Below are 24338 nucleotides of genomic sequence, written 5' to 3'. Positions count from 1 at the left end.
CGGCACCCGGCGGCCTTGCGCAGCCGGGATGAAGGAGAGGAACATGATCTATTCCGAAGAGAAATCCGCTGGCCTGGCTCTGCCGCTGATCGCCATTCTGCTGGCGATCGCCGGTATCCTCGCCATACTTGTCGTCACCGGCGGCCGACAAGGCAGCACGGCTGGCCGCGTCTGGGTTCCACAGGTGCAACAGCAGGGAACAGGACAATGAACGGCCTCGCATCCGTCGCTTTCGGCATTGTCAGCTCGGTCGGGGCCTGCATAGCCGCCGCATCCGTTGCCTCCCACGTCGTGGCGGATTCCCAACCGCATGCCTTGCAGAACCTCGCCGAGCCCGATCTTTGGACGACAGGGCCGGTGAAAGTCGAGCCCCATCGGCAGCGCTATGAACGGGTTGCGCCCGTCTATTCCAGCTATGTCACCGAGGCGCCGGCCGCCATGACGGCAAGGGCGAAGCCGGACCCCACCAGCCCGTCAACCGAACCCCCACCGCCGCAACCAAAATTTTCGGCCGAGCACCTTGCCTGGTGCGCACAACGCTACCGCTCCTTCGATCCTGCGACCAACAGCTATCGATCCTACGGCGGTGAGATCCGCGCCTGCTCTTCGCCGCACCAGCTTGATGTCGCAGCGGCCGATGAAAGCGCGAGCCCGCAAGTGAACCCGCAGGCGGCGGCCTGGTGCGCCGCTCGCTACAGGTCGTATCGGCCTGAGGACAATACATATCAGCCGTGGGGCGGGCCGCGGCGCAACTGCGACGCGCCGGTCATCGTGGCGGCGAGCAATTGATCATCGCCATGCCGCGTCAATGTCGGACCTAAGTCCGTGTTTCAAACGCTACGGTTGTGATATCGGTTGCATTGAGGGTCGGAGATCAGGGGATGGCGACGACGCTGGTAACGGAAATTCAGAGGGCGCAGGCAAGGCTCCGGTTCCTGAGCAGGGCGGACCGAGGCGCCCTTATCGTCCGCATTCTGCGCGAGCTGCAGACCCATCGGCGTGAGGTTCTCGGCCATGTACCGGCCGATCGCTGCATCTGGATCGACAGGCTCATTGTCTCCGTTTCCTCGACGATAGCGGAGATCACCGGCATGCCCGACGCCGAATTCAATCGTGTCCTGAACGAATTTGAAAAGCTCATGGCGACCCTGCAGGATGTCTCACAAGCGGAAACGCGATTGAAGACAATTCACTGAAGAGGAATTGGCCTCAGTCTTTTCGCGGCCTCGTTTTTCCAAGTGCAAATTTGGTCGCTTCCGGCCGTCCACTGGAAACCGATCCCTTCGTGCAAACGTTCTCTGTCCATGACCGAAACAAAATCCCCGGCAGATCGTGACGAGGTGCCGGCCGGCGGAGATGATCCCAAGCCCGGTGCCGACGTGTCCTTCCCCTACGACAGGATGACCGTCGAGCAGTTCCGAAAGCGTTTCCCCCGTGCCCGCTGGAGCGACGCTCGCAAGGCCTGGTTCGTCCCCGGCCGGACGGCGCCCCGCCGCATCGGCCGATGGCTTGCGGAGCTGGAGGCCGAAGCCGACGCCCATGCGGATGCCAAGGGGCGCGACTCTTTTTCCTTCGATCCGATCGACAGCCCTTATCTTCAACTCGGCAAGGCAGGTTTTCGAATCCGCACGCCATACTCGAAAACCGTCGTCGACGAACTGCGCGAGGTGCCGTTCTCTCGCTGGGACGGCGATCTCAGAATATGGCACGTTCCTTTCCGATCCTATGAGGACCTCAGGCGCAGATGGCCCGATATCGAGGCGGCGGCTCGCAGAAACGAGCCGGAAGAGAGACGGCGCCGGGCCGAGGAGCGGAAAGGGACGGAATTGGAAATGCGCAGCAAGCTGCGCTCTGCGGAACGAAAGCGTCATCGCTACCCGCTTCCCGGCAACGACCTGCCGCCGCTGGGAAGACCGGTCGCCATCTCCTACGGCATTGTCATCTTTACTGAGATCACCGGCGAACTGGCCGACCCGGATATCGTCGCGGATTTCTATCCCGGCGTGACGGAGGATCACGTCTGGGGATATTGGCGGGCGCCCACGCTCGAAGAACTCCTCCGCACCTGGCCTGCGAAAACGCCTGCCGTTCAAGGCGCCGAGTGGTGGCTGCCGACGATTGCGGAACTGAGGCCGGCGCGGCGCGCGGCAAGATCGCGGGAAGCCAGGAGGCGTGGGACGCACCTGTGATTTGAAGGAGGACATAAGCGGCTAAGCCTAAAGTCCGAGGATCTTTGCTCGATGGAACAAGTTTCGGCGATGGCCATTTGTCGTCTATGAAAACAGCCCTGTCGATGTCGCTGCTCGCTTTGATCATCTCCGTTGGCGATGGTGTCGCGGCGGAACTCAAACCCCATGCGATCAACGCCGCTTCGATTGCATCAATCAAAACAGAAAAGCGCTCGTCCGAAGATCCGGACCCGGCAATCGTCCGCCTCCAGGTCCTTCTCGACCGGGCAGGCGCATCTCCTGGCGTCATTGACGGGCTCGCCGGCGAGAACGTCAACAAGGCGGTGGCCGGTTTCGAGGCCATGAACAACCTGCCCGTCGATGGCAGGCCGGATCCGAACGTCGTTTCCCGGTTGGAAGAGGATGCCCTGATCCCGATCGTTGAAAGCTATGTCGTCTCGGCGGACGATGCCAAGGGCCTCGTCGATCGGATACCCGAGGATTATGGCGAGAAGGCCAAGATGCAGAGCCTGGGATATACCAGCGTTGCGGAAAAGCTGTCCGAGCGGTTCCACATGGGTATCGATCTCGTCAATGCGCTCAACCCGGCTTCGCAATTTGCGCCTGGCGACACGGTTTGGGTGGTGAATCCCGGTCCCCCGAGGAAAGGCAAGGTCAAGAGGATCGAGGCCGACAGGAAGACGGGCCAGGTGCTCGCCTATGCTGAGGACGGAGCGCTGCTTGCAGTCTATCCCGCGACGATCGGCAGCGAAGACAACCCGGCGCCGTCGGGCAAACACAAGGTCAAGGGCGTCGCGAGAATGCCGGTCTACCGCTATGACCCGAAGCGCAACTTCAAGCAGGGAAAGAACGACAAGGTCCTGACCATTCCGAAAGGGCCGAACGGCCCGGTCGGCACCGTCTGGATCGATCTGACCGAGCCGACCTATGGCATACATGGGACACCTGAGCCAAAGCTGATCGACAAGGTTGGCTCGCATGGCTGCGTGCGGCTGACGAACTGGGACGTTGAAGAACTGGCCGGCATGGTCAAGCCGGGCATCCTGGTCGATTTCGTCGATCGAAGTTCAGCCGCTCCGAAGTGAGAGGGAAGAGATCGCCAAATCCCCGCCCTCGTTTCGCTCCGTCGGCGTTTACGAAGCCTTGGCTTCGAAAGCGGGAGCGAAATCACCGAGCGATTTCGCCTTGAGAATCGTGCCCTCGATATCCTGCTCCACGATCGCCTCCAGATCGGCAAAGCTGTCGATGACGTAGTAGATCGGCTGGAGAATATCGATGCGGTAGGGCGTCCTCAGCACACTCAGCAGATCGAACGGCCGAAACTCGCAGGTCGTGCCTTCGGTTGCCGCTTTCGCTTCGCTTGGCGACGAGACAATGCCTGCGCCGAAGCAGCGGCGGCCCTGCGGCGTGTTGATCAGCCCGAATTCGACGGTGAACCAGAAGATGCGGAACAGGTGCCAGGAATAACCTTTGCCGAGACGGACGGCGGTTTCGCCGAAATGGCGCACGAAATTGGCATAGCTCTGGTTGGTCAGCAGCGGGCAATGGCCGAACACCTCGTGGAAGAGGTCAGGTTCCTCGATATAGTCGATATGCTCGCGGCGGCGCAGGAAGGTTGCCAGCGGGAATTTGCCTTGCGACAGAAGCTCGTAAAAGCGCGAGGGCGGGATGAGCGCCGGCACGCCTTCGACGCCGAAGCCGGTGGTCTCGTTCAGGCGCCTGTTCACATCGAGAAGCTGCGGCACTTTCTCCGGCTTGAGCCCCAGCAATGTGACGCCGTCTAGATATTCGCGGCAGGCAGTATCGGCCAGCATCTTCATCTGGCGCCGGTAGAGTTCGCCCCAGATCGCGTCTTCCTCGGGTGTGTAGTCATAAAGGCCGTCCGGGCCGGGCAATTTAGCGGTGTAGCTGCTTTCCTTGGTCATAGGCTGATCCTCCCGGAACACGACGATATGGTTGCCATTATCCTCCAGCTTCGGCGGATTTTCTTTTCTTTCATCTTGGGTCTTGCAATAATGGTGGCAAATTTTCCCGAGCCTGGGGCTAGAAATGAAAGAAACTGGGAATTTTCGCCGCACCCTTCTGCAGCTCATCCAGGCCGACGGCAGCCTGTCGCTGGCAGATCTTGCTGAGAAGGCCGGCATGTCGCAGAGCTCCGCCTGGCGGAAGATCCAGGAACTTGAAGCCGACGGTGTTATCCGCAAGCGGGTGACGCTGCTCGATCCCGGCAAACTCGATCTCAAGCTCTGCGTGATCGCGCATGTGACGCTGGAAGATCACCATGAAGAGGCAGTCGCCTCTTTCGCTACGGTGGTGCTGGAGCGGCCGGAGATCATGGAGTGTTATGCCTTGTCGGGCGCCTTCGACTATATGCTCAAGATCCGGGCGAGGGACGTGGAAAGCTACGAAGCCTTCATGACGCGCTACCTTATGCGCAACCCGCACGTGCGCACCGTGGTCTCGAGCTTCGTGCTGCGCGAACTGAAATTCTCGACCGAATTGCCGCTCTGACGCCTGCCGCCGGCGGGGCGGGGATGTTTTCAAACTTATCGCATGCTGTCGCCATGCCGGCCGCCCGGCATGTGCACAGGAAAGCCCTCGAATGTCTTCAGCGTGTCGAGCACGATCGAGGTCTTCACGTGCTGGACCGACTCGTGCGGCAAGAGAACGTCGTTGACGAATTTTGAAAGGTCGGCGAGGCCGCGGGCCGCCACCTTCAGGTGGTAGTCCATTTCACCCGTCAAGGCATAGGCTTCGAGAACCTCCGGCAGCCCGTTGATCAACTGCGAAAATCGGCGGGCATTGTCTCTATTGTGGGTCGCAAGCGTCACGGAAATGACCACCAGCATATCCAGGCCCAGCTTCTCCCGATCGAGATAGGCCCGGTAGCTGCGAATATAGCCCTCGGCTTCCAGCCGCGTGCGCCGGCGCGAGCATTGCGACGGTGAAAGCGCGATACGATCCCCCAGTTCGTTATTCGTCAACCTGCCGTCCTTTTGCAGTTCCTCGAGCAGGCGCAAATCCAATTTGTCGAGCTGTTCATCCATTGCAAGAAATCTCCACATTGCTCACGAACCGTGCATAATATCTTCTCTTTATATGAAGAATGCAAGGATTTTGCACGTGTTTTGCGCCACACTTTGCACAGTTAAACTCCATCTCGTCAGGAGGAGAAAATGGGTCCTTTCCCGCATGATGCGCCGCCATCCGAAATCACCGCCGACAACCCGGCCGGCACCGACGGCTTCGAATTCGTTGAGTTCGCGCATCCCGAACCCGAGAAGCTCAGCGAACTTTTCACGCGCATGGGCTATGTAGCCGTTGCCAGGCACAAGACGAAAGACATCACCGTCTGGCGCCAGGGCGACATCAACTATGTCGTCAATGCCGAGCCCGGCAGCCATGCCGCTCACTTTGTCGATAAGCACGGTCCCTGCGCCGCATCGATGGCCTGGCGGGTCGTCGACGCCAAACATGCTTTCGACCATGCCGTGTCGAAAGGCGCCGTTCCCTATGAAGGTGACGACAAGATGCTTGATGTTCCGGCAATTGTCGGCATTGGCGGCTCGCTGCTCTATTTCGTCGAGACCTATGGCGCCAAGGGATCGGCCTACGATGTCGAGTTCGATTGGCTTGGTGAGCGCAATCCGCGTCCTGAGGGGATCGGCTTCTATTATCTCGACCATCTCACGCACAATGTCTTCCGCGGCAATATGGACAAGTGGTGGGATTTCTACCGCGAGCTGTTCAATTTCAAGCAGATCCACTTCTTCGACATTGACGGTCGCATCACCGGTCTGGTCAGCCGCGCCATCACCTCGCCCTGCGGCAAGATTCGCATTCCGCTGAATGAATCGAAGGACGACACCAGCCAGATCGAGGAATATCTGAAGAAGTACCGGGGCGAGGGCATCCAGCACATCGCCGTCGGCACCGAGGATATTTACGGCGCCACCGACCGGCTTGCCGACAACGGCCTGCGCTTCATGCCGGGTCCGCCGGAGACCTATTACGACATGTCCTATGAACGGGTGAACGGCCATAGCGAACCGATCGAGCGCATGAAGAAGCACGGCATCCTGATCGACGGGGAGGGCGTGGTGAATGGCGGCATGACGAAAATCCTGCTGCAGATCTTCTCGAAAACCGTGATCGGCCCGATCTTCTTCGAATTCATCCAGCGCAAGGGCGACGAAGGCTTCGGCGAAGGCAATTTCCGGGCGCTGTTCGAGTCGATCGAGGCCGATCAGATCAAGCGTGGTGTCATCGGGACGGCGGCGGAGTAAACTCTCTCGCACGTCTGAAAAGACGCGCGGCGCAGCGAGAGTGATGGGAGGAGTTGAGCATGGACCAGACATCGATCCAGACGTCCGGCGGTGAAGCCGCGGCGACGGACACACTGAAATATATGCCGGGTTTCGGCAACGACTTCGAAACCGAGTCGCTTCCCGGCGCCTTGCCGCAGGGCCAGAACAGCCCGCAGAAATGCAATTACGGCCTCTATGCCGAGCAGCTTTCCGGCTCGCCGTTCACCGCCCCGCGCGGCACGAACGAGAGGTCCTGGCTTTACCGCATCCGCCCGAGCGTGCGTCACACCCGCCGCTTCTCCAACGCTTCCTATCCGCTCTGGAAGACCGCGCCCTGCCTCGACGAGCATTCGCTCCCTCTCGGCCAGCTTCGCTGGGACCCTATCCCCGCGCCGACCGAAAGACTGAATTTTCTGGAAGGAGTACGGACGATCACGACGGCAGGCGATGCCGTGACCCAGGTCGGCATGTCGGCCCATGCCTATGTCTTCAATGAGGACATGGTCGACGATTACTTCTTCAACGCCGATGGCGAACTGCTGATCGTGCCGCAGCTCGGCGCCCTCAGGGTGTTCACCGAAATGGGCATCATGGATGTGGAGCCGCTGGAAATATGCCTCATCCCCCGCGGCATGATGTTCAAGGTCCTCAGGATCGGCGAGCAGCCGGTCTGGCGCGGTTACATCTGTGAAAACTACGGCGCCAAATTCACGCTGCCGGAACGTGGCCCGATCGGCGCCAACTGCCTGGCGAACCCGCGCGATTTCAAGACGCCTGTCGCCACCTACGAGGACAAGGAGAAGCCTTGCCGCGTGCATGTGAAGTGGTGCGGAAAATTCTATGTCACCGAGATCGGCCATTCGCCGCTCGATGTCGTGGCCTGGCACGGCAATTATGCCCCGTTCAAATACGATCTCAGGACATTTTCTCCGGTCGGCGCCATCCTCTTCGATCATCCCGATCCGTCGATCTTTTCGGTGCTGACCGCGCCGACCGAAGATGCCGGCACGGCGAATGTCGATTTCGTGATCTTTCCGCCGCGCTGGCTGGTGGCCGAGCATACCTTCCGTCCGCCCTGGTATCATCGCAACATCATGAGCGAGTTCATGGGGCTGATCCATGGCCAGTATGACGCCAAGGAGGAGGGCTTCGTGCCCGGCGGCATCAGCCTGCACAATATGATGCTGCCGCACGGGCCGGATGCGCTCGCCTTCGAAAAGGCAGCCAATGCCGAGCTCAAACCGGTGAAGCTCGATCACACCATGGCCTTCATGTTCGAGACCCGATACCCGCAGCAACTGACGAAATACGCCGCCGAGCTGGAAACGCTGCAGGACGATTATCTCGAGTGCTGGGACGGGTTGGAACGCAAGTTCGACGGAACCCCCGGTATCAAGTGATAGCATCGGAATCGACACATGAAACTTGCGACCTTGAAGGACTCCACCAGGGACGGCCGCCTCGTCGTCGTGTCCCGCGACCTGACCCGCTGCTCGGAAGTCGGCCACATCGCCCGCACGCTGCAGGCAGCCCTCGACGACTGGGAGCATGTGGCGCCGAGACTCCGGCTGATTGCCGAAGGCATCGAGACCGGCGCCCAGCCGACGCTCCGTTTTCACGAGCATGACGCTACGTCACCTCTTCCGCGGGCCTATCAATGGGCCGACGGTTCCGCCTACGTCAACCATGTCGAACTGGTGCGCAAGGCCCGCGGAGCCGAGATGCCGGCAAGCTTCTGGACCGACCCGCTGATGTACCAGGGCGGCTCGGATGTCTTCCTCGCGCCGCGCGATCCGATCGTCGCGGCCGACGAGGCTCATGGCATTGATATGGAGGGCGAGGTCGCCGTCATCACCGGCGACGTCGGCATGGGGGCAAGCTCTGAGGCCGCCCGCGACGCCATCCGCCTAGTGATGCTCGTCAACGACGTGTCGCTGCGCGGCCTGATCCCCGAGGAACTGGCCAAGGGATTCGGTTTCTTCCAGTCCAAGCCGGCCTCGGCCTTTTCGCCTGTTGCGGTGACGCCGGACGAGCTGGGGGAGGCGTGGGATGGCGGCAAGCTGCATCTGCCGCTGCTCGTCAGCCTGAACGGCAAACCCTTCGGCAAGGCCAATGCCGGCATCGACATGACCTTCGATTTCGGCCAGCTGATTGCCCATGCCGCCAAGACCCGCAGTCTCGCGGCCGGAACGATCATCGGCTCGGGAACGGTGTCCAACAAGCGGGACGGCGGCCCGGGCCGGCCGGTCGAAGATGGTGGCGACGGCTATTCCTGCATCGCCGAAATCCGGATGATCGAGACGATCGAAACCGGTTCGCCGACTACGCCCTTCATGCGGTTCGGCGACCAGGTCCGCATCGAGATGAAGGACCGTGCCGGCCATTCGATCTTCGGGGCGATCGAGCAGACCGTCGAACGCTATGGCGGAGCGAGGCCGCAATGAGCGAGGTCGTTCTTTACGACTACTGGCGATCGTCGGCGAGCTATCGTGTCCGCATCGCGCTCAACCTGCTGGAGATCGACTACAGGACGGTGCCAGTCAACCTTCTGGAGGGAGCGCATCGGAAGCCGGACTATCTCGCGCTCAATCCGCAGGGGTTCGTGCCGACCCTGGTGATCGACGGGCAAGTTCTGACCCAGTCGCTGGCCATCATCGAATACCTGGCCGAGCTGCGCCCGGAATGTCGATTGCTACCATCGGACATCACCGACCGTCAGCATGTACGCGTGTTGGCCTATGCGGTCGCCATGGACATCCATCCGATCTGCAACCTGAATGTCGTGGCGCATCTGATTGAGGTGACCGAGAAGGCTGACGCCCGCGAGGAGTGGATGAAGCATTTCATCGCCGACGGGCTTGGCAAACTGGAGGCGATGATCGATGACGCCGGCGGAACCTTCAGCTTCGGCGATCAGCCAACGATGGCCGACCTCTGCCTTGTCCCGCAAGTCTATAACGCCCGTCGCTGGGGCGTTGATCTCACGCATCTCAAACGCATCGTCGATGTCGACGCCCGATGCGCCGAACTACCGGCCTTCCAGGCAGCGCATCCCGATCGCGTAAAGCCGTGACGTCACCGCCCGGGTACAACGCAGGCTGAGGCTCGGCGATTGGGCGGAGAGACTACGCGTCCCGCCACGAAGGGAACGTCGCCGCCTGGCCCAGTCGCGTTCCGCTTTCGTCGATAAGCTGCCAGACGGTCACGTTCTCGATCCAGAAACGCCGCCCCGATTTCGCGATCCGGAGGCCGCGGCCATTCTCGACAAAACCATCGCGGGTCACGCTGTCCAGCAGCCGCTGACGCTCGGCGCGATCCGGCTGCTCGGCCGAAAGCCGCGAGGGCAGCGTAATGAATTCATCCCAGCTATATTCGAAGCAGGTCTGCGCGATGCGGTTCGCATAAATGAAGCGCGGGTCGGGCAGGGCATTGTGCGCGAGGACCACGAAAGGCGCGAGGTTGTAGAGCCAGTCCGGCCCTTGCCCCTCCTGAACAAGAGGACGACCGATAATGCGCAGGTGGCTGCCGGCGAGGAGGGAGAAGAAATCGGGATCGCTCCTCAGGTCAAGGGCGTGATTGCCATAAATAGAAGTCACGAAGTGCCTCGTTGGTCAACTGCTTCGGTGCAGGCGACATAGCCGATATTCATTGAATAGGTCTATGATGTCTTGCGAACCGTGATCCTTTCCGGCGAGGACCGGCATTTACCTTGTCTCAACACTTCTGATTGTGACACTTGCCAGAAGATCGCCCGTTGTGCATTGATCTTAAGCTGCTGGGGTCGCTATCAACATTTCTGCGAAGCTATTGTTCTGCAGACGCAATCGGCGTCGGCTGAGCGCGGACGCCGGGATTCACGGGGCAGGTGATTTGGTCATCCGGCCACACCCTGGGCAAGCTATGCTGCGAATGACGACAGGACAGGTAGAGGTGCTCGAGGGGTGGGGAAGAATGCGCAGATCCGTCTCATTCATATCGATGCTGCTGGCGTTCGTCGCCATGGCCGGAGAGGGGCATGCAGCCATTTCCTACCAACGTCTGGACGGCGCCCCGGGAGAGCGTGGTCTGGTGATAAAGGGTGTGTTTGAATTCTTCGACGATCCGATGACGCTTGTCGACGAATATACGCAGTACCGTCCGGACTACATCAGCTTTGACTCGCCCGGCGGAAACGTCGTCGCTGCGATCAGGTTCGGCCGCGCCATCCGCGCGTTGAATGCAAAAACGCTGCAGATCAGAGCCCTGGAATGTGCGTCGGCCTGCGCCTTCGCCTTCGTCGGTGGCGTCGAACGGTTTGCCGAGCCGGGCTCCATCGGCGTACATCGCGTTTCCCTGTCCGACGATGTTCCCATGGACAACAAATTGGCAGTCTCGACCGTTCAAGTGATGACCGGGGAGATCATCGGCTATCTCACCGACATGGGGGTAAGCCCCAATCTGCTGCAGCTCAGCCTGTCGATCGACAGCACCGATATAAGGTATCTCACTGCTGCGGAAATGCGGAACTGGAACATCAACACGCCCGAGGACATGCCCGCGCCGCAAGAAAGCGCGTCGCCACCTGAGGACGCGGCGCCTGAGGTGAGCGCAACACCCGCCGTCACGCCGTCGGACTCAAGCGCTTCCGAGGAGGCGGCCGCATCCGAACCCGGCGACCTGACCACGGAAGCGGTTGATTTCGTCAACCGATACAATGACGAATGGTCGAAAGACAACGCCTCGGCGTTGGCCTTCATGAAGGGCGTCTATGCCGACGAGGTCTCCTTCTTCGGAAACCCGGTCGATAAAGACGTCGTGCTAAAGGACAAGGCGACCTTCGCCCAACGCTGGCCGCAGCGCATCTACAGCGTCAAGCCGGGCTCCGTCACTGCCAGTTGTGCGGGAAAATGCGAAATGTCGGGAGTTGTCGAGTGGTTTGCCGGAAACAGGGACACGGGTAAGACGTCCTCCGGCATGGCGGAATTCTCCTTCGTGTGGAACACGGCCTCTCTGCAGATCGAGTCCGAGACCGGAAAGATACTCACCACGGACAAGGGGGCCAAGGCGCCGGACCGGTTGATCCATCAGTGGACAGGACTGGACGACATCTGCCGCACAAGTGTCGATCGCGAGGCCCCCGAGACGCAGCGCGCGTGCAAACGGCGCGACGAGCTCGGTCCGCTACTCAATCGTGTCGACTGGTGCTACGGCCATGAAGGCGAAGCCGAAATAAACTGGGAGTGGCAAAAATGCGATGCTAATTCCCGCCGACATACGAGCAGGTAGCGCGACCGGTCGTTGCCCGGAGGAAGAAATGTTGGGAAACTCACATTCCTGAGCGAGGCCGAGCATGTCAGAAAACGAGCATTCCCAATCGAACTCCGTGCTGCCGGCATCCGACGAACCCGAGAAGCCGGCCGAACGTTACCAACTCGGCCTCTGCCTTTCCGGCGGCGGTTATCGAGCCATGCTTTTCCATGCGGGATCGCTGGTAAGGCTGAACGAGGCCGGTCTTCTGGCGAAGCTCGACATGATCTCCTCGGTCTCCGGCGGATCGATCGCCTCCGGCCTGCTCGCCTATGTGTGGCCGCGGCTAATCTTTGAGAATGACGTCGCCGTCAACTTCAAGACGGAATATGTCGATCGCATCCTGGCCTTCAGCCAGGTCTTTGCGGATGGGCCAAGCTTCCTGAAGGGCGTGTTCAACCCTTTCTCGAGTGCGGCGGAGGAAGCCGCCAAACTCTACGACCGACATCTGTTCGACGGAAAGTCGCCAAGCCTGAAAGACCTGCCGGGATCGCCCTGGTTCGTCTTCTGCGCCAGCAATCTCAGCACCGGCTCGCTCTTCCGCATGTCCAACCGCTATATCGCGGATTACCGGATCGGCGTGTCGTTTCATCCGGCATTGTCGCTCGCGACCGCGGTTGCTGCCTCCGCCGCATTCCCGCCCGTGTTGTCACCGCTGCGTGTGGACCTGTCACAGTTTTCGTGGAGGCGGGAAAAACTCGATGATACGGTTGGCGAAGCTGTCGCTCCGGGCCGGGCAATCTTGAGCGACGGCGGTGTTTACGACAATCACGGCATCGAGCCGGCGCTGAAGCGCTGCGACTGCCTGCTCGTCAGCGATGCCGGCGCGCCCTGGCGTTCCTCCACCCGCGGATACTGGAACTATCTCAGCCAGCTCAAGCGCGTGCTCCACACGACCGACAATCAGGTGAGGGCGCTGAGGCGGCGAGACCTGATCGGCGGCTTCAAGGCGGCCAAAAAGGCTGATCTGCTCGGCCTCGATGCTCCCTCGAAATCGGCTCTGCGCGCAAGAACGCGCGGCGTCTATTGGTCGATCGACAGCAGGGATGCCGAACTCGCGCCCTATGCTTCCTACACGCTGCCGCCATCGTCGGTCGTTCCCTCCGAGGTCGGCACCTATCTTCATTTCCTCGGCGCCAGGGAAACGGAGGTTCTGACGAATTGGGGGCACTATGTCTGCGACGCGATGCTCAATCGCTTCTATCAATCGCCGCTGGCGCCATCCTCCGGCCCGCCCTTGGCGGCCGGGACGGTGAAGCCCTCCTGGGCGGCACGCGCAAGCAAAAGCTTGTTTGGCTTCCTGCCGGTTTAAACCGCCATCCGCGCTGCAGACCTAAGCATTGACCGCATCGACGACGTAGCTCGCCATCATCAGATCGAGATGCGCGCCGCCGCCATTCTTGAAAACGGTGATCTGGTCGTCGGACTGGCGGCTTGTCGTACCCGCTGCCACGAGATCGTAGAGATCTCCCCGCACATGCGAGCGTTCGATGGCGCCGGCCGCGATCAGCTGCATGATTTCGCCGATCCGGTCCATCACCGTCTCCATGAAATCCACATAAACAAGCCCGGCGGCGATCAGCGCGTCATCCGCCTCACGCATATCGGGCGTGAAGGCGCCGATTAGATCGATATGCCTGCCGGGGCAAGGTCAGCAGCCGTCTCCTTTGCCGTTTCTGCGCCTTAGCATCCCGAGCGCCAGGGGCACAAGACCGAACACCGCGAACCACAGGAGTTCCCAGAATGATTGGTTTTCGACGTCCATCCGGATTCAGTGGATTCCGAGTATGGAGTGGGAGAGGGCACTGTCGAGAACGTGTCAGCCACCGAAGCCAATCAGTGAGTTTGGGAACAGAAGCCTGTCTGCTCCGCCGTCAGCGAAGGCGCGCAGAGCGCGCAACAGCAGCCACGGCGCCGCTGCGGCGATTTAGGCGAGCCTCTCCTCCATCTGCCAGCGCAGGCGCCGGTTGATCTCGTCGGATGTCTGGGTTCTCACCCGGTTCGTCGTCGTGGCCATGGTTGCTATCTCCTCTTCGCGGGAGCCATTGGGTGAGCACAAAGTTCCGTGCCTCACCTTGAAGATAAATCAATATATATTATATTAGATCGTATAATGAATTGGACACGGAGCTAGTCATGCCTGTCACGATAATATCCGAGAAACTATCGATCTCGCCGCAGCCGAGCATCGAGGACATCCAGTCGCTTCATGACAAAGGATTCAAGACACTCATCAACAACCGACCGGACGACGAGGATCTTGCCCAGCCTGGAACGCAAGCCGAAAGCCAGGAGGCGAAGCACTGCCACCTGTCCTATGCGTTTGTGCCGGTCACGGCTGGCACGATCACCGAGGCGGATGTGCGTGCGTTCCAGCGCGCGGTCGACAAATCCGAGGGACCCGTATTCGCCCACTGCAAGACCGGCACTCGGTCGCTAAGCCTCTACTTGATCGGCGAGGTCCTTGACGGCCGCATGTCTGCCGACGAGGTCGTCGAATTCGGACGCAGCCGCGGCTTCGACACCAGCGCCGCCGCAGCCTGGCTCGTGCAACATGCTGCCCGCAGGCCGCAGGTGGAGGGCTTCTTCGACAAGCGCACCTGGAGCGTCCAGTACGTGGTGTCCGATCCCGCGACCCGTAAGTGCGCCATCATTGACCCGGTGCTCGACTTCGATGAGAGGGCCGGTGCGACGGCGACCATCAATGCCGACGCGATCCTCGACTACGTCCGCGACAACGGGCTGACGGTCGAGTGGATCCTCGACACCCACCCGCACGCCGACCACTTCTCGGCGGCCGAGTATCTGAAGGAGAAGACTGGCGCGCAGACAGCGATTGGCGAACGCGTCGTGGACGTCCAAAAGCTGTGGAAGGGCATCTACAACTGGCCTGAGCTTGCCACCGACGGCTCCCAATGGGACCGGCTGTTTGCCCATGGCGAGACCTTCGAGGTCGGCTCGATCAAAGCCAAAGTGCTTTTCTCTCCGGGACATACGCTCGCCTCCATCACCTATGTGATCGGCGACGCGGCCTTCGTGCACGACACGCTCTTCATGCCCGACAGCGGTACGGCACGCGCCGATTTCCCCGGCGGTGACGCCCGCGTCCTGTGGAAGTCGATACAGGAGATCCTCGCGCTCCCGTACGAGACGCGGATATTCACGGGCCACGACTACCAGCCGGACGGTCGAGCGCCTCGATGGGAAAGCACGGTGGTGGAGCAGATGAAGTCCAACCCGCATCTTTCCGGCGTGACCGAAGAGGAATTCGTGACGCTGAGGACGAGGCGTGACAAGACGCTGCCGATGCCGAAGCTCATCCTTCATGCCCTGCAGGTGAACATCCGCGGCGGACGTCTGCCGGAGCCGGAGGCCAACGGCAGGCGTTACCTCAAGTTTCCACTCGATGCACTGCAGGGAGCAGCATGGGAATGACGACCGATCTAAAGGCGATGATGAGGGCGGGGCTTTCCCCCGCCGAGATGGCCAGCCGGGCCGGAGAGGTAGCGAACCTGCTGAAGACGCTGTCCCATCCGGCGCGCCTGATGATCGTCTGCTCGCTCGTGGAAGGCGAGTATTCGGTCGGCGAGCTTGAAGAGAAGCTCGACGTCCACCAGCCGCATCTGTCGCAGCACCTGACGGTACTGCGTGGCTCCGGGATTGTCGAAACCCGGCGGGAGGGGAAACAGATCTTCTATCGCCTGACGGAAAAAAAGGCCGCGCAACTGGTCGCTGCCCTCTATGACATCTTCTGCGTGAAGGATGACAAATGAACGCGTATCTGCCCTCATTGGTCGGGGGCATGCTGATCGGCGCATCGGCTGCCATGCTTCTGCTCCTCAACGGCCGGATTGCCGGGGTCAGCGGAATTGTCGGCCGTCTCGCCCAAGGCGTGGGACTGACCACCAATCTTGCGTTCGTGCTCGGGCTGCTGCTCGGGCCACTCGCATACCTGCTCATGTTCGGCGGCTGGCCGGTCGTGCAGATCACCACCGGCGGGCCGCTGCTCATCGTGGCCGGACTGCTTGTCGGCTTCGGCTCACGCATGGGATCGGGCTGCACCAGCGGACACGGCGTGCTTGGGCTTGCCCGCCTGTCTACGCGATCGATGGTCGCGGTCGCCACGTTCCTGACCGCCGGCGCGGTCGCCGTCGCAATACTGCGAGGTCTCGGACTATGAAGCGGAACATCTACAAATTCGTGGCCGCTCTCGCCTCGGGTATCGTCTTCGGCTTCGGACTGTCCCTGTCCGGCATGCTGAACCCGGTCCGGATCCAAGGCTTCCTCAACGTGTTCGGCGTCTGGGATCCGAGCCTTGCCTTCGTTCTCGGCGGCGCCGTCGTCGTCGCCTTTATCGGAGTGCAGGTGATGAAACGGATGAAGCGTCCCGCCTTCGACGACAGCTTCCACGTGCCGATGAACCGTCGGATCGATGCTCCGCTGGTCGTTGGTTCGGCCTTGTTCGGCCTGGGCTGGGGGATCGGTGGCTTCTGTCCCGGTCCGGCAGTCGCATCCCTATCGCTCGGCCTTCCGCAAACGTTCTTGTTCGTCGTCGCCATGCTGATCGGGATGACCTTGTATGACAGAGTATGGAGCAGACGGACGTGAACACCTCCATTTGGGCGGCAGTTGGCTCCGGCGAAATCGTCGGCTTCATGCTCGGCCTGCTCGGCGGCGGCGGGTCCATCCTGGCAACGCCCCTTCTGCTCTATGTGGTGGGGGTGACGCAGCCGCATATCGCGATCGGAACGGGTGCGCTCGCTGTTTCGGTGAATGCGTTCGCAAACTTTGCCAGCCACGCGATCAAGGGCCACGTCTGGTGGCGCTGCGCGGCCGTCTTCTCTGCACTCGGCGTCGTCGGCGCCCTCGGCGGCTCCAGTCTCGGCAAAGCGATGGACGGAGATCGCCTGATTTTCCTGTTCGGCATCCTCATGCTCGTCGTCGGCGTCCTGATGCTGAAGCCCAGGAAGCCAGTATCGATAGAATGCCGGCCCGTCGATCTTAAGATGTGCCTTGCCACCGCGGCCGTGGCACTCGCCGCCGGCGCTGCATCCGGCTTCTTCGGCATCGGTGGGGGCTTCCTGATCGTTCCCGGCCTCATGCTGGCGACGGGCATGCCGATGATCAACGCGATCGGGACATCTCTCCTCTCCGTCGCTGCGTTCGGACTGGCGACGACCCTGAGCTATGCCAGTTCAGGCTTGGTAGATTGGTGGCTTGCCTCCGAGTTCATTGGCGGTGGCATTGTCGGCGGTGTTTTTGGCATGCTGCTCGCTGCGCGGCTCAGCGCCTACAAGAACATCCTCAACCGCCTGTTCGCAGCGCTTATCTTCGTGGTTGCTGCTTATATTTTGTATCGGCACTGGGGGACGGTGGTGCCGGGCTAGGGCGCCAAGCGAAGGGCTCGACAGCGGACGAGCCGCGACTTCCGGCCAGAAGTGACCCTTCGCGTATGAAGAGCGAGCGACCCTTTCAACACCAACACGTTGACCATCTCGTAGAGCCCAGCGGCGGCGTTGCTGGAGAACCAGATGTTCAGTCCCCATAGTCTCTGAAAGCGACATGCTACCACTCCGGCACGGCCGCACACGGAGCGCGGCCGTGGCTCCCTGCGTCAATGCGCCATGAATATTGGCATGCTGCTTTGCTCGATCATGTTACGCGTCACGCCTCCGAAAAGTGTCTGCTGCCAGCGAGGGTGATTGTATGCGCCCATGACGATCAAATCGGCATTCACATCCGTCGCATGCTGCCTCAAGATCTCGTCAGCCCTGTTTCCGCCGCTGGCCACACGATCCACCTGAACCTTGACCCCGTGACGGGAGAGGAAGCTTGCGATGTCGGCCCCTGGCTCCTCTCCATTCACCCGCTCTCGCGAGACTGGATCGATCATCGTCACGTAGACGCAGTCGGCCGTCTTCAACAGGTCAAGGGCCTGCCTTGCGGCACGCGACGCCTCGTCGCTCGAATCCCACGCCAGCACGATCGATTTGGAAGTAGAAGAGAGCGGCCGCCCCCCGCGGTTGATGATCACCGGCGTCGGCGTCCGGAACAGAGCGCCATCCATGACCCGTTTCTGGAGCTCCTCGTCCTTGCAGGCTTGGCGACCGACAAGTACGACGTCGGCATAGAGCGCCCGTTCTGCAATGTCCTCCCGCGCAAAGGCATATTCCGTATAGACGTCCTGCACATCGTAGGACAGTCCGGTGCGCGAGAGATACGCCTTGATCTCTTCGGCTTTCTTGACGAGTTCCTCGATTTCGCGTTGGCGTTCTTCCAGCCAGACGGTCGACAGGGAGTTGTATTCTCCCATCATCGGCGACGCTCCCATGCAGAGCACGACCGCGCTGAGATGTGCTCCGGAGGCCCCGCAAAACTCCACGGCCGCCTTCAGGTCTTCGTCGAAATATTTGGAAGTCAGGATGCTCATTACCGTGCGAATGGACATTTCGATCACCTCTCTTGTTGAATATCGAGAGGATAACGGCACTTGCGGCGACGTTCTTTGATCTTCGTCAAGCATGGGATGAACGATCGCGGCGTCGCCGGGAGACGAACTTGTCGACCTCGGTCACGAGAACGAGGGAGCTAGCGATCAGCATGCTGAGGCCCCATTCGAGAGGCATGATCGGCGACAGGCCGAGCGTTCCGCTAAGCCACGGCACGTACATCGCCGAGATGTGGATCGTCTGGGCGGCGAGCACGCTGAGGAGCAGGAAGCGGTTTCGAAGGATATCGACGGAGAATATCGATCGTCTTTCGGAGGAGCATGCCAGGGTCTGGACGTTCTCGAACATCACGAAGATGAGAAGCGTTATGTTGCGGGCTTCGGGAACGCCATATCCATGCGCAATCATCCACTGGAATGCCAGGAACGCCGCTCCGCCGATCACGACCGTCGATTGGACGACGCGCTGGATCATCGTCCCGTCGAGGACAGGTTCGAGCGGAGAACGTGGCGGCCCCGCCAGTTCGTCTCCTTCCGGCCTGCCGCCGGCAAGCGCGACGTCCTGGATGCCGTTTGTCACGAGATTGAGCCATAAGAGCTGAACAGGGAGGAGCGGCATGGGCAGGCCGAACGGCAGCGCGAGCATGAAGAGCAGGACCTCGGCGGCGCCCGTTGCGACCGACATCAGCACCACCTTGCGGATGTTGCGATAGGCCGCCCTGCCTTCTGCGATCCCCGCGACGATGGATGCAAAGTTGTCGTTCGTGACGACAAGATCGGCGCTTTCCTTCGCCACCTCGGTTCCCCTGAGTCCCATCGCGACTCCGACATGCGCCTTCTTCAACGCCGGGCCGTCGTTCACGCCGTCTCCGGTGACGGCGACGATGTGGCCATTGCGGATCAGAGATGCGACGATCGCCGATTTCTGCGTTGGCTGCACGCGGGCGTAGATGCGGGCCTCCCTTGTGATCTCGTCCAGCCGTTGGTCGCCCGCTCGAGCGGCTTCATCGATGTCGTGGCCCGAAACGACCTGGCCCGCGTGAAAGCCCAGGCCGGCATCTCGGGCAATCGCGGCAGCAGTCCGCGGGTCGTCCCCGGTCACCATCACGACCTCCACGCCCGCCGCGTGGCAGTCTTTCATAGCGTTCGGCACTTCGGGCCGGACCGGGTCCTGCAGTCCGGCCAGCCCCAAGAACACGAGATCGACAAGGTGACCGTGTCCGAGGCTTCCGGCGAGGGACGCGCCGATTTCCCCTTCGGCGAACGCGAGCACCCTGAGGCCTCGAGCGGCCATTTCTTCCTTCTGCGCCAAAAGCGACGTACGGTCGATTTCGACTACGTTTCCCGCGGAGTCCATGCGATCAGACATTTCTATGAGCACCTCCGACGCCCCCTTGACGAAGACATGAATCCGATCATCGCCGTGGTGGAAGGATGCAGCGTATTTGTGCTCGGGCTCGTAGGCGATCCTTGCCGCCAGCGGGTATCGGTCGTTCAACTCTTCCTGTCCCAGCCCGGCCTTCCGTCCTGCTGCAAGAAGCGCCACGTCGACCGTGTCTCCGGCGGCGACCCAGAGATCGTCGCGGCGAGCCAGGGTTCCTTCGTTTGCGAGTAGTGCGGCGCGTAGCAGCCTGCGCGCCCTCTCGCGGACAAGGTCGCTGTCCAGGCCGCTCGCCCTGATCTCGCACTTGTCGAGATCTGCATGGGCGTCCAGGGCGATGTCCGTGCCGTCCGGCAGGCGAATTTCGGTTACCGTCTGCACGTTGCTGGTCAAGGTCCCCGTTTTGTCCGTGGCGATGATTGTAGTCGAACCCAGGGCCTCAACGGCCGGCATGCTTCGGACGATGACGTTGCGGGCGGCCATCCGCCGCATGCTGACGGCAAGCGCGACGGAGATCGCGATCGGGAGCCCTTCGGGAACAGCGCTCACCGCCAGTCCAACGGACATCATCACAAGGTCGTGCAGAGGTTGGCCCCGCATGAAGCCCGCGACGACCAGCAACAAAGCTGCCAATCCTACGAAAACCGCGAGCGCATTCGTGAACTTCGCCAGACGGGCAACAAGCGGGGGCTGCGACGAACTGGCTCTTCCCAACTCGGCGGCGATGCCGCCAAGCATGGTCGCGGTACCTGTAGCGGTCACGACGCCCTTGGCTCGCCCGCGCGTCACCAAGGAACCCGCGAGCAGCATGGAACTGGCGGTTTCATTCGACGATCCTTCGACGGTTCGCCCTTTGGGAACCGGCATCGACTCGCCGGTCAGAAGCGACTCGTCGCATCGGAGATCACTTGCATCGACAAGCATCAGATCGGCAGGGATTCGGTCGCCGGATTCCAGAAGAACGAGATCGCCCACGACCAGCCGCTTGGCCTCGATCCTGCAAGCCACGCCGTCCCGTATGACCCTGGCCGACGGCTGCTCAAGCTTGCGAAGGGCGGCGGCCGCTCGATCCGCAGAATACTCCTGGTAGGTGCCTATGGAGGCATTGATCAGAAGCACGGCGAGAATGAACAGGCCGTCTTCGATTCTGCCGGTCGCAAACGAGAGCGCCGATGCCAGCAAGAGGATGTAGATGATCGGATTGCGAAATTGGAGGAGAAAGACCCGCAGCGGCGATGGGGGCTCAGGCTCGGGCAGCGTGTTGGGTCCCAGCTCGGCGAGGCGTTCCTCGGCCTCGATGCTTGTCAGTCCGATCACCGCAGGCGTCGTGGGGGCGGGTGTCTGCGCCGTCAGATTCATCATGGGCTCCGGGCTTGTCGCGACGATTCATTGAAGGCTCCCCCGACAGCCTATGTGCTCCCGCGCAAGAGGCATTGACCGGGATCAAGGAGCTTCGATCGAACTGAGATATGCTGGAGCCGATTTATGGACCGCGGCTTTATGCGGCCACGCGCTGCGCTTGGATTGGTTCCCGACGATGCCGCGTGTGGACCCGCATTGATCAGGCAAGATTGGAAGGCACTAAAATGAACAAAAGCTCAGTACAGGCCGTGTTGCAGACGATGAAGGATGACCTTGTCCGTCGTCTCGGAGCGATCGATGCGGACCTCTGCGTCGCGCTCGAGAAGGACAGCGAGGAGCGCGCGACCCAGGTTGAAAACGATGAGGTTCTTCGCGAGATGCAAGCCGAGGGGCGCGACCAGATCGAGGCCATCGACGCGGCGATCGACCGGCTGAACGACGGCACATACGGGCGATGCGTCAAATGCCACCGCTCGATCGGCAAGGAGCGCCTCGCGGCGGTCCCCTATACACCGTTCTGCATCGATTGCGCAAAATCGTTCCGCTGAGGCTTCTGGATTGATGGGGGGGTGAGAGGTGGCTACAGCGGCGGCTTGGTGGGCTGGTAGGTGGACGTGGCCTGAGGGCGGGCTGTCGCGACTGAGGGAAGGAGACTCCCGGTCGGGCCTTCTGGTGCTGTCGTCGCTGCTTGCGCTTGCGGCCGCATTTGCCTTCTATCTCGCGGGTCACGGCCCTGGATATCGGTTAATCCTGGTCGGCTGCACCAGCCTGAGTCTGCTGTCCCTTTGCGTTGAAATCGCCAAGAAGCTGCAGAAAGAGGAATACGGTCTGGACCTGATCGCGGCCCTGGCCATGGGGTCCTCCTTATGGTTCGGCGAATATCTCGCCGGAGCGATCGTCGGCCTCATGTATTCCGGCGGTCAGTTTCTGGAGGCATACGCACATCGTCGCGCCGACGAGGGGATGTCGGCTTTGCTGGCGCAAGTTCCGCGGACCGCCCTGCGGCTTGCCGGGAGTGGCTTCGAAGAAATTCCGATCGAGACGGTCGCAGTCGGCGACGTGCTCCTGATACGCAAGGGAGACGTCGTACCGGCGGACGGGGCGCTCGTCGGCGAATTCGCAACGATCGACCAGGCGGTTTTAACCGGAGAGCCTTTCCCGGTGCGCATCGCCAAGGGTGGAAGCATTTCGAGTGGCGCTACGAACGAGGGCGACGCGGTTGAAATCCGTGTTCTAAGCCGTGCCGAGGACAGCACCTATGCAGGAATAGTCAGACTCGTGGAAGCGTCGAAGCGATCCAAGGCGAAGCTGATGCGCCTGGCCGACCGGTTCTCGGTCTGGTTCCTGTTCGCTACGATCGCGGTCGCAGGACTATCGGCAATCTTGTCCGGAGACATGTCACGGATCGTGGCCGTGCTGGTCGTCGCCACGCCATGTCCGTTGATCTTAGCCGTACCCGTCGCACTTGCGGCCGGCACTTCAAAAGCCGCCAAGGAGGGCGTTCTGGTGAAGGGAGCGGGACCTCTTGAGGCCCTCGCCCAAGCCACCGTAGTAGTGTTCGACAAGACGGGGACGCTCACCGCAGGACAGCCCGAAGTCGGCGCGATAGACGGCCCGGAGCATCCAGACAGAATCCTGCGGCTGGCCGCCTCGCTGGACCAGGCGTCCGGCCATGTGGTCGGGCGCGCGCTGGTGGACGAGGCGCATAGGCGTGGATTAGTGTTGACCCGCCCGTCGGGGGTGACCGAGACTGCGGGATCCGGGATCTCCGGAATCGTCGATGGCGTGCATGTCGACGTCGGAGGAGACACCTATTTCGGAGAGGCTCCGCCGTCCGGGCCGAACGGTTCAAGCAGCGCAATGCGTGTGAAGGTGCTCTTTGACGGCGCGTCGGCTGGCACGATCACGCTCGAAGACCGGCTTCGCAAAGACGCCGTCCAGCTCGTCAACCAGCTCAGGGCATCAGGGATTTCTCGAATAGTCCTCGCTTCCGGGGACGAGCTGCCTATCGCGACAGCCATAGCTCGCTCTTTGGGCCTGGACGACGTCGCGGCGAGGCTCGATCCCGCAGACAAAGTCGCAGTCATCGAGAAGGAGCGCGTCCACGGGAGAGTTCTGATGGTCGGCGACGGAGTGAACGACGCGCCAGCGCTGGCGGCAGCCGAAGTCGGAATCGCGGTGGGCGTCGAAAACCTTGCGGCGGCTGCGGAGGCTGCGGATATCGTGCTCGTCCGGGACGACCTCACGCAGATAGTGAAGGCGATAGGCATCGCGCGTCGTTCACGCAAAATCGCGCTTCAGAGCATCTATACGGGTATAGGTCTCTCGCTCATCGCGATGGGGTTTGCGGGAGCGGGATACCTTCCGCCGGTTGGCGGCGCGTTGCTTCAGGAGGCCATCGACGTGGCGGTCATCCTCAACGCCCTTCGCGCCCTCTAATGGGCGAGAAGCACTGGTAGCTCGGCCTTGACGAGCAGTTCCCGAGTGACGCCGCCGAGGATGAATTCACGAAGCCGGGAATGGCCAAATCCGCCCGCGACCAGAAGGTCCGCTTTTCGTTCCAGCGCGGCCGATTGGATGGCAGCGGTCGCGGTCTCTCCACCTGCCTGAATCGATACGTCTTCCACTTCGAATCCCGAGTGCCTCAAAGAAGAGATCAGTAACGAGCGGTTCGCCTCGTCGATCTCCTTGTCGTCGGTGATCGAGATGACCTGCACCTTGGTCGCGCGTTCGATGAAAAAGCGGGCGCAGGATAGGGCACGTGCTGCGGTGGCGCTGCCGTCCCAGGCAACGGCGATCGTGTCCACGCGAGAGCAGACGCTGGTGGCGGGAAACAGTACGATAGGACGGCCGCTCCCGAACAGCAGCGTCTCGGAAAACTGGCGGGACAGTTCCGAGGCCTCGACGATGGAGAGGTCGTGACACCTGGCGATTTCGGAAAAACGTTCGTAGACGAACGGCTCCGTGGCCTCGAATCCATGGATTCGCACTTCGACGCCAGTCTCCGAAACAGCGTGATCGAGATGTTCCCGCAACAAAGTCCCGCTGTGCCGGCTATTCCCCTCTGCTTGTTCCCGCCATGTGTCGACATCGATAAAAGTGGGAAAGGGCTGATGGACCTGGGGGATCCGGACTTGCGGGATGCTGGCGACGAGATCGGCGTCGTTCTGCCGAGCGAGGCCGATAGCATTGTCGACTATGGTGAAGGAACTGGGGTCGGGATAGGTCGATAACGGGAGATGGAACTGCGGCTTCATGCTGGCCTCCTGAGGTTAAACAGCCGTCATGATGCCTGCCGCGGAGAGAGTTCGCATTGCGCTTTGTCAAGGCCGCGGCGCAACGAAGCTCCTATGATCTTGCCTTCA

General features: G+C 61.3%; 26 protein-coding genes. 19 read left to right on the top strand and 7 right to left on the bottom strand.

Annotated elements, in window-relative coordinates; translation table 11 throughout:
* Nucleotides 1–43 precede the first annotated feature (43 nt).
* The 5 genes from FHX03_RS12560 to FHX03_RS12540 all read left to right on the top strand — a co-directional run bounded on the left by FHX03_RS12560 (nucleotide 44) and on the right by FHX03_RS12540 (nucleotide 3274).
* The gene (locus tag FHX03_RS12560) at nucleotides 44–211 is read left to right on the top strand and encodes a hypothetical protein (protein ID WP_165503983.1); all 168 of its coding nucleotides are present in this window, start codon (nucleotides 44–46) and stop codon (nucleotides 209–211) included.
* The gene (locus FHX03_RS12555; RefSeq protein WP_183853889.1) at nucleotides 208–789 is read left to right on the top strand and encodes a BA14K family protein; all 582 of its coding nucleotides are present in this window, start codon (nucleotides 208–210) and stop codon (nucleotides 787–789) included. The genes FHX03_RS12560 and FHX03_RS12555 overlap by 4 nt, the downstream gene beginning before the upstream one ends.
* A 92-nt stretch (nucleotides 790–881) precedes the next feature.
* Complete coding sequence (locus FHX03_RS12550; protein ID WP_183853886.1) at nucleotides 882–1196, top strand: hypothetical protein; 315 nt, start codon at nucleotides 882–884, stop codon at nucleotides 1194–1196.
* 108 nt (nucleotides 1197–1304) lie between these two features.
* Complete coding sequence (locus tag FHX03_RS12545; protein WP_183853885.1) at nucleotides 1305–2189, top strand: hypothetical protein; 885 nt, start codon at nucleotides 1305–1307, stop codon at nucleotides 2187–2189.
* Nucleotides 2190–2266: 77 nt separating this feature from the next.
* Nucleotides 2267–3274 carry a L,D-transpeptidase family protein gene (locus tag FHX03_RS12540; RefSeq protein ID WP_183853883.1) on the top strand — a complete coding sequence of 336 codons (1008 nt, stop codon included), beginning with the start codon at nucleotides 2267–2269 and terminating at the stop codon, nucleotides 3272–3274.
* A 48-nt stretch (nucleotides 3275–3322) separates the two neighbouring features.
* Here FHX03_RS12540 and FHX03_RS12535 read toward each other — a convergent pair whose 3' ends face one another.
* Nucleotides 3323–4114: a phenylalanine 4-monooxygenase gene (locus tag FHX03_RS12535; RefSeq protein WP_097625170.1), complete on the bottom strand. Its 792-nt coding sequence runs from the start codon at nucleotides 4112–4114 to the stop codon at nucleotides 3323–3325.
* Nucleotides 4115–4238: 124 nt separating this feature from the next.
* Between FHX03_RS12535 and FHX03_RS12530 the strand changes: the two genes are divergently transcribed.
* Nucleotides 4239–4700, top strand: coding sequence for an Lrp/AsnC family transcriptional regulator (locus FHX03_RS12530; protein WP_097625171.1), 462 nt, complete (start codon nucleotides 4239–4241; stop codon nucleotides 4698–4700).
* 35 nt (nucleotides 4701–4735) lie between these two features.
* On the opposite strand, the gene FHX03_RS12525 is transcribed toward FHX03_RS12530, so the two are convergent.
* Nucleotides 4736–5236 (bottom strand): Lrp/AsnC family transcriptional regulator, encoded by a 501-nt coding sequence (locus tag FHX03_RS12525; RefSeq protein ID WP_097625172.1) that lies wholly within the window; start codon nucleotides 5234–5236, stop codon nucleotides 4736–4738.
* Nucleotides 5237–5365: 129 nt separating this feature from the next.
* Here FHX03_RS12525 and hppD point away from each other — a divergent pair, with 129 nt between their 5' ends.
* The 4 genes from hppD to maiA are packed head-to-tail and all read left to right on the top strand — an operon-like array spanning nucleotide 5366 to nucleotide 9569.
* The gene (gene hppD / locus FHX03_RS12520; protein WP_097625173.1) at nucleotides 5366–6475 is read left to right on the top strand and encodes a 4-hydroxyphenylpyruvate dioxygenase; all 1110 of its coding nucleotides are present in this window, start codon (nucleotides 5366–5368) and stop codon (nucleotides 6473–6475) included.
* Nucleotides 6476–6534: 59 nt separating this feature from the next.
* Nucleotides 6535–7896, top strand: a complete 1362-nt coding sequence (hmgA, locus tag FHX03_RS12515; protein WP_097625174.1) for a homogentisate 1,2-dioxygenase — start codon at nucleotides 6535–6537, stop codon at nucleotides 7894–7896.
* 18 nt (nucleotides 7897–7914) lie between these two features.
* On the top strand, nucleotides 7915–8940 hold the full coding sequence (locus FHX03_RS12510; RefSeq protein WP_183777785.1) for a fumarylacetoacetate hydrolase family protein: 1026 nt from the start codon (nucleotides 7915–7917) through the stop codon (nucleotides 8938–8940).
* Entirely contained in the window at nucleotides 8937–9569 is a 633-nt protein-coding gene (gene maiA, locus FHX03_RS12505; protein ID WP_183777784.1) for a maleylacetoacetate isomerase, read from the top strand. The genes FHX03_RS12510 and maiA overlap by 4 nt, the downstream gene beginning before the upstream one ends.
* Nucleotides 9570–9621: 52 nt before the next feature.
* Here the strand turns inward: maiA and FHX03_RS12500 are convergent, their stop codons facing one another.
* Nucleotides 9622–10092 carry an MEKHLA domain-containing protein gene (locus FHX03_RS12500; RefSeq protein ID WP_183853881.1) on the bottom strand — a complete coding sequence of 157 codons (471 nt, stop codon included), beginning with the start codon at nucleotides 10090–10092 and terminating at the stop codon, nucleotides 9622–9624.
* Between the two features lie 334 nt (nucleotides 10093–10426).
* On the opposite strand from FHX03_RS12500, the gene FHX03_RS12495 reads away from it, so the two are divergent.
* Both FHX03_RS12495 and FHX03_RS12490 read left to right on the top strand, forming a co-directional pair.
* The gene (locus FHX03_RS12495; protein ID WP_183777794.1) at nucleotides 10427–11761 is read left to right on the top strand and encodes a hypothetical protein; all 1335 of its coding nucleotides are present in this window, start codon (nucleotides 10427–10429) and stop codon (nucleotides 11759–11761) included.
* A gap of 64 nt (nucleotides 11762–11825) precedes the next feature.
* Complete coding sequence (locus FHX03_RS12490) at nucleotides 11826–13094, top strand: patatin-like phospholipase family protein (RefSeq protein ID WP_183853879.1); 1269 nt, start codon at nucleotides 11826–11828, stop codon at nucleotides 13092–13094.
* A gap of 21 nt (nucleotides 13095–13115) precedes the next feature.
* On the opposite strand, the gene FHX03_RS12485 is transcribed toward FHX03_RS12490, so the two are convergent.
* Nucleotides 13116–13415, bottom strand: coding sequence for a hypothetical protein (locus tag FHX03_RS12485; protein WP_312865337.1), 300 nt, complete (start codon nucleotides 13413–13415; stop codon nucleotides 13116–13118).
* Nucleotides 13416–13918: 503 nt separating this feature from the next.
* Between FHX03_RS12485 and blh the strand changes: the two genes are divergently transcribed.
* From blh to FHX03_RS12460, 5 genes are read left to right on the top strand one after another with little or no spacing between them, the layout of a single operon-like run.
* Entirely contained in the window at nucleotides 13919–15217 is a 1299-nt protein-coding gene (gene blh, locus FHX03_RS12480) for a bifunctional sulfur transferase/dioxygenase Blh (protein WP_183777781.1), read from the top strand.
* On the top strand, nucleotides 15208–15555 hold the full coding sequence (bigR, locus tag FHX03_RS12475; RefSeq protein ID WP_183853877.1) for a sulfite-sensing transcriptional repressor BigR: 348 nt from the start codon (nucleotides 15208–15210) through the stop codon (nucleotides 15553–15555). Before blh ends, bigR begins: the two co-directional genes overlap by 10 nt.
* Nucleotides 15552–15962: a YeeE/YedE family protein gene (locus tag FHX03_RS12470; RefSeq protein ID WP_097625182.1), complete on the top strand. Its 411-nt coding sequence runs from the start codon at nucleotides 15552–15554 to the stop codon at nucleotides 15960–15962. The genes bigR and FHX03_RS12470 overlap by 4 nt, the downstream gene beginning before the upstream one ends.
* On the top strand, nucleotides 15959–16390 hold the full coding sequence (locus FHX03_RS12465; RefSeq protein WP_097625183.1) for a YeeE/YedE family protein: 432 nt from the start codon (nucleotides 15959–15961) through the stop codon (nucleotides 16388–16390). The genes FHX03_RS12470 and FHX03_RS12465 overlap by 4 nt, the downstream gene beginning before the upstream one ends.
* On the top strand, nucleotides 16372–17169 hold the full coding sequence (locus tag FHX03_RS12460) for a sulfite exporter TauE/SafE family protein (RefSeq protein ID WP_097625184.1): 798 nt from the start codon (nucleotides 16372–16374) through the stop codon (nucleotides 17167–17169). Before FHX03_RS12465 ends, FHX03_RS12460 begins: the two co-directional genes overlap by 19 nt.
* A gap of 227 nt (nucleotides 17170–17396) precedes the next feature.
* Here the strand turns inward: FHX03_RS12460 and FHX03_RS12455 are convergent, their stop codons facing one another.
* Nucleotides 17397–18230, bottom strand: coding sequence for a universal stress protein (locus tag FHX03_RS12455; protein WP_097625185.1), 834 nt, complete (start codon nucleotides 18228–18230; stop codon nucleotides 17397–17399).
* 67 nt (nucleotides 18231–18297) lie between these two features.
* Nucleotides 18298–20973 (bottom strand): cation-translocating P-type ATPase, encoded by a 2676-nt coding sequence (locus FHX03_RS12450; protein WP_183853874.1) that lies wholly within the window; start codon nucleotides 20971–20973, stop codon nucleotides 18298–18300.
* Nucleotides 20974–21197: 224 nt separating this feature from the next.
* Here FHX03_RS12450 and FHX03_RS12445 point away from each other — a divergent pair, with 224 nt between their 5' ends.
* Together FHX03_RS12445 and FHX03_RS12440 are read left to right on the top strand one after the other, a co-directional pair.
* Nucleotides 21198–21521: a TraR/DksA family transcriptional regulator gene (locus tag FHX03_RS12445; protein WP_097625187.1), complete on the top strand. Its 324-nt coding sequence runs from the start codon at nucleotides 21198–21200 to the stop codon at nucleotides 21519–21521.
* Between the two features lie 28 nt (nucleotides 21522–21549).
* Nucleotides 21550–23412, top strand: coding sequence for a heavy metal translocating P-type ATPase (locus tag FHX03_RS12440; protein WP_183777779.1), 1863 nt, complete (start codon nucleotides 21550–21552; stop codon nucleotides 23410–23412).
* On the opposite strand, the gene FHX03_RS12435 is transcribed toward FHX03_RS12440, so the two are convergent.
* Nucleotides 23409–24230, bottom strand: a complete 822-nt coding sequence (locus FHX03_RS12435) for a universal stress protein (RefSeq protein WP_183853873.1) — start codon at nucleotides 24228–24230, stop codon at nucleotides 23409–23411. The genes FHX03_RS12440 and FHX03_RS12435 overlap by 4 nt on opposite strands.
* Nucleotides 24231–24338 lie beyond the last annotated feature (108 nt).

The sequence above is a fragment of the Rhizobium sp. BK456 genome (assembly GCF_014194045.1).
GTDB classification, from domain to species: Bacteria; Pseudomonadota; Alphaproteobacteria; order Rhizobiales; family Rhizobiaceae; genus Rhizobium; species Rhizobium redzepovicii.
Note: the sequence above shows the minus strand (reverse complement) of the source record. Positions and strands in the feature narration are given on the sequence as shown.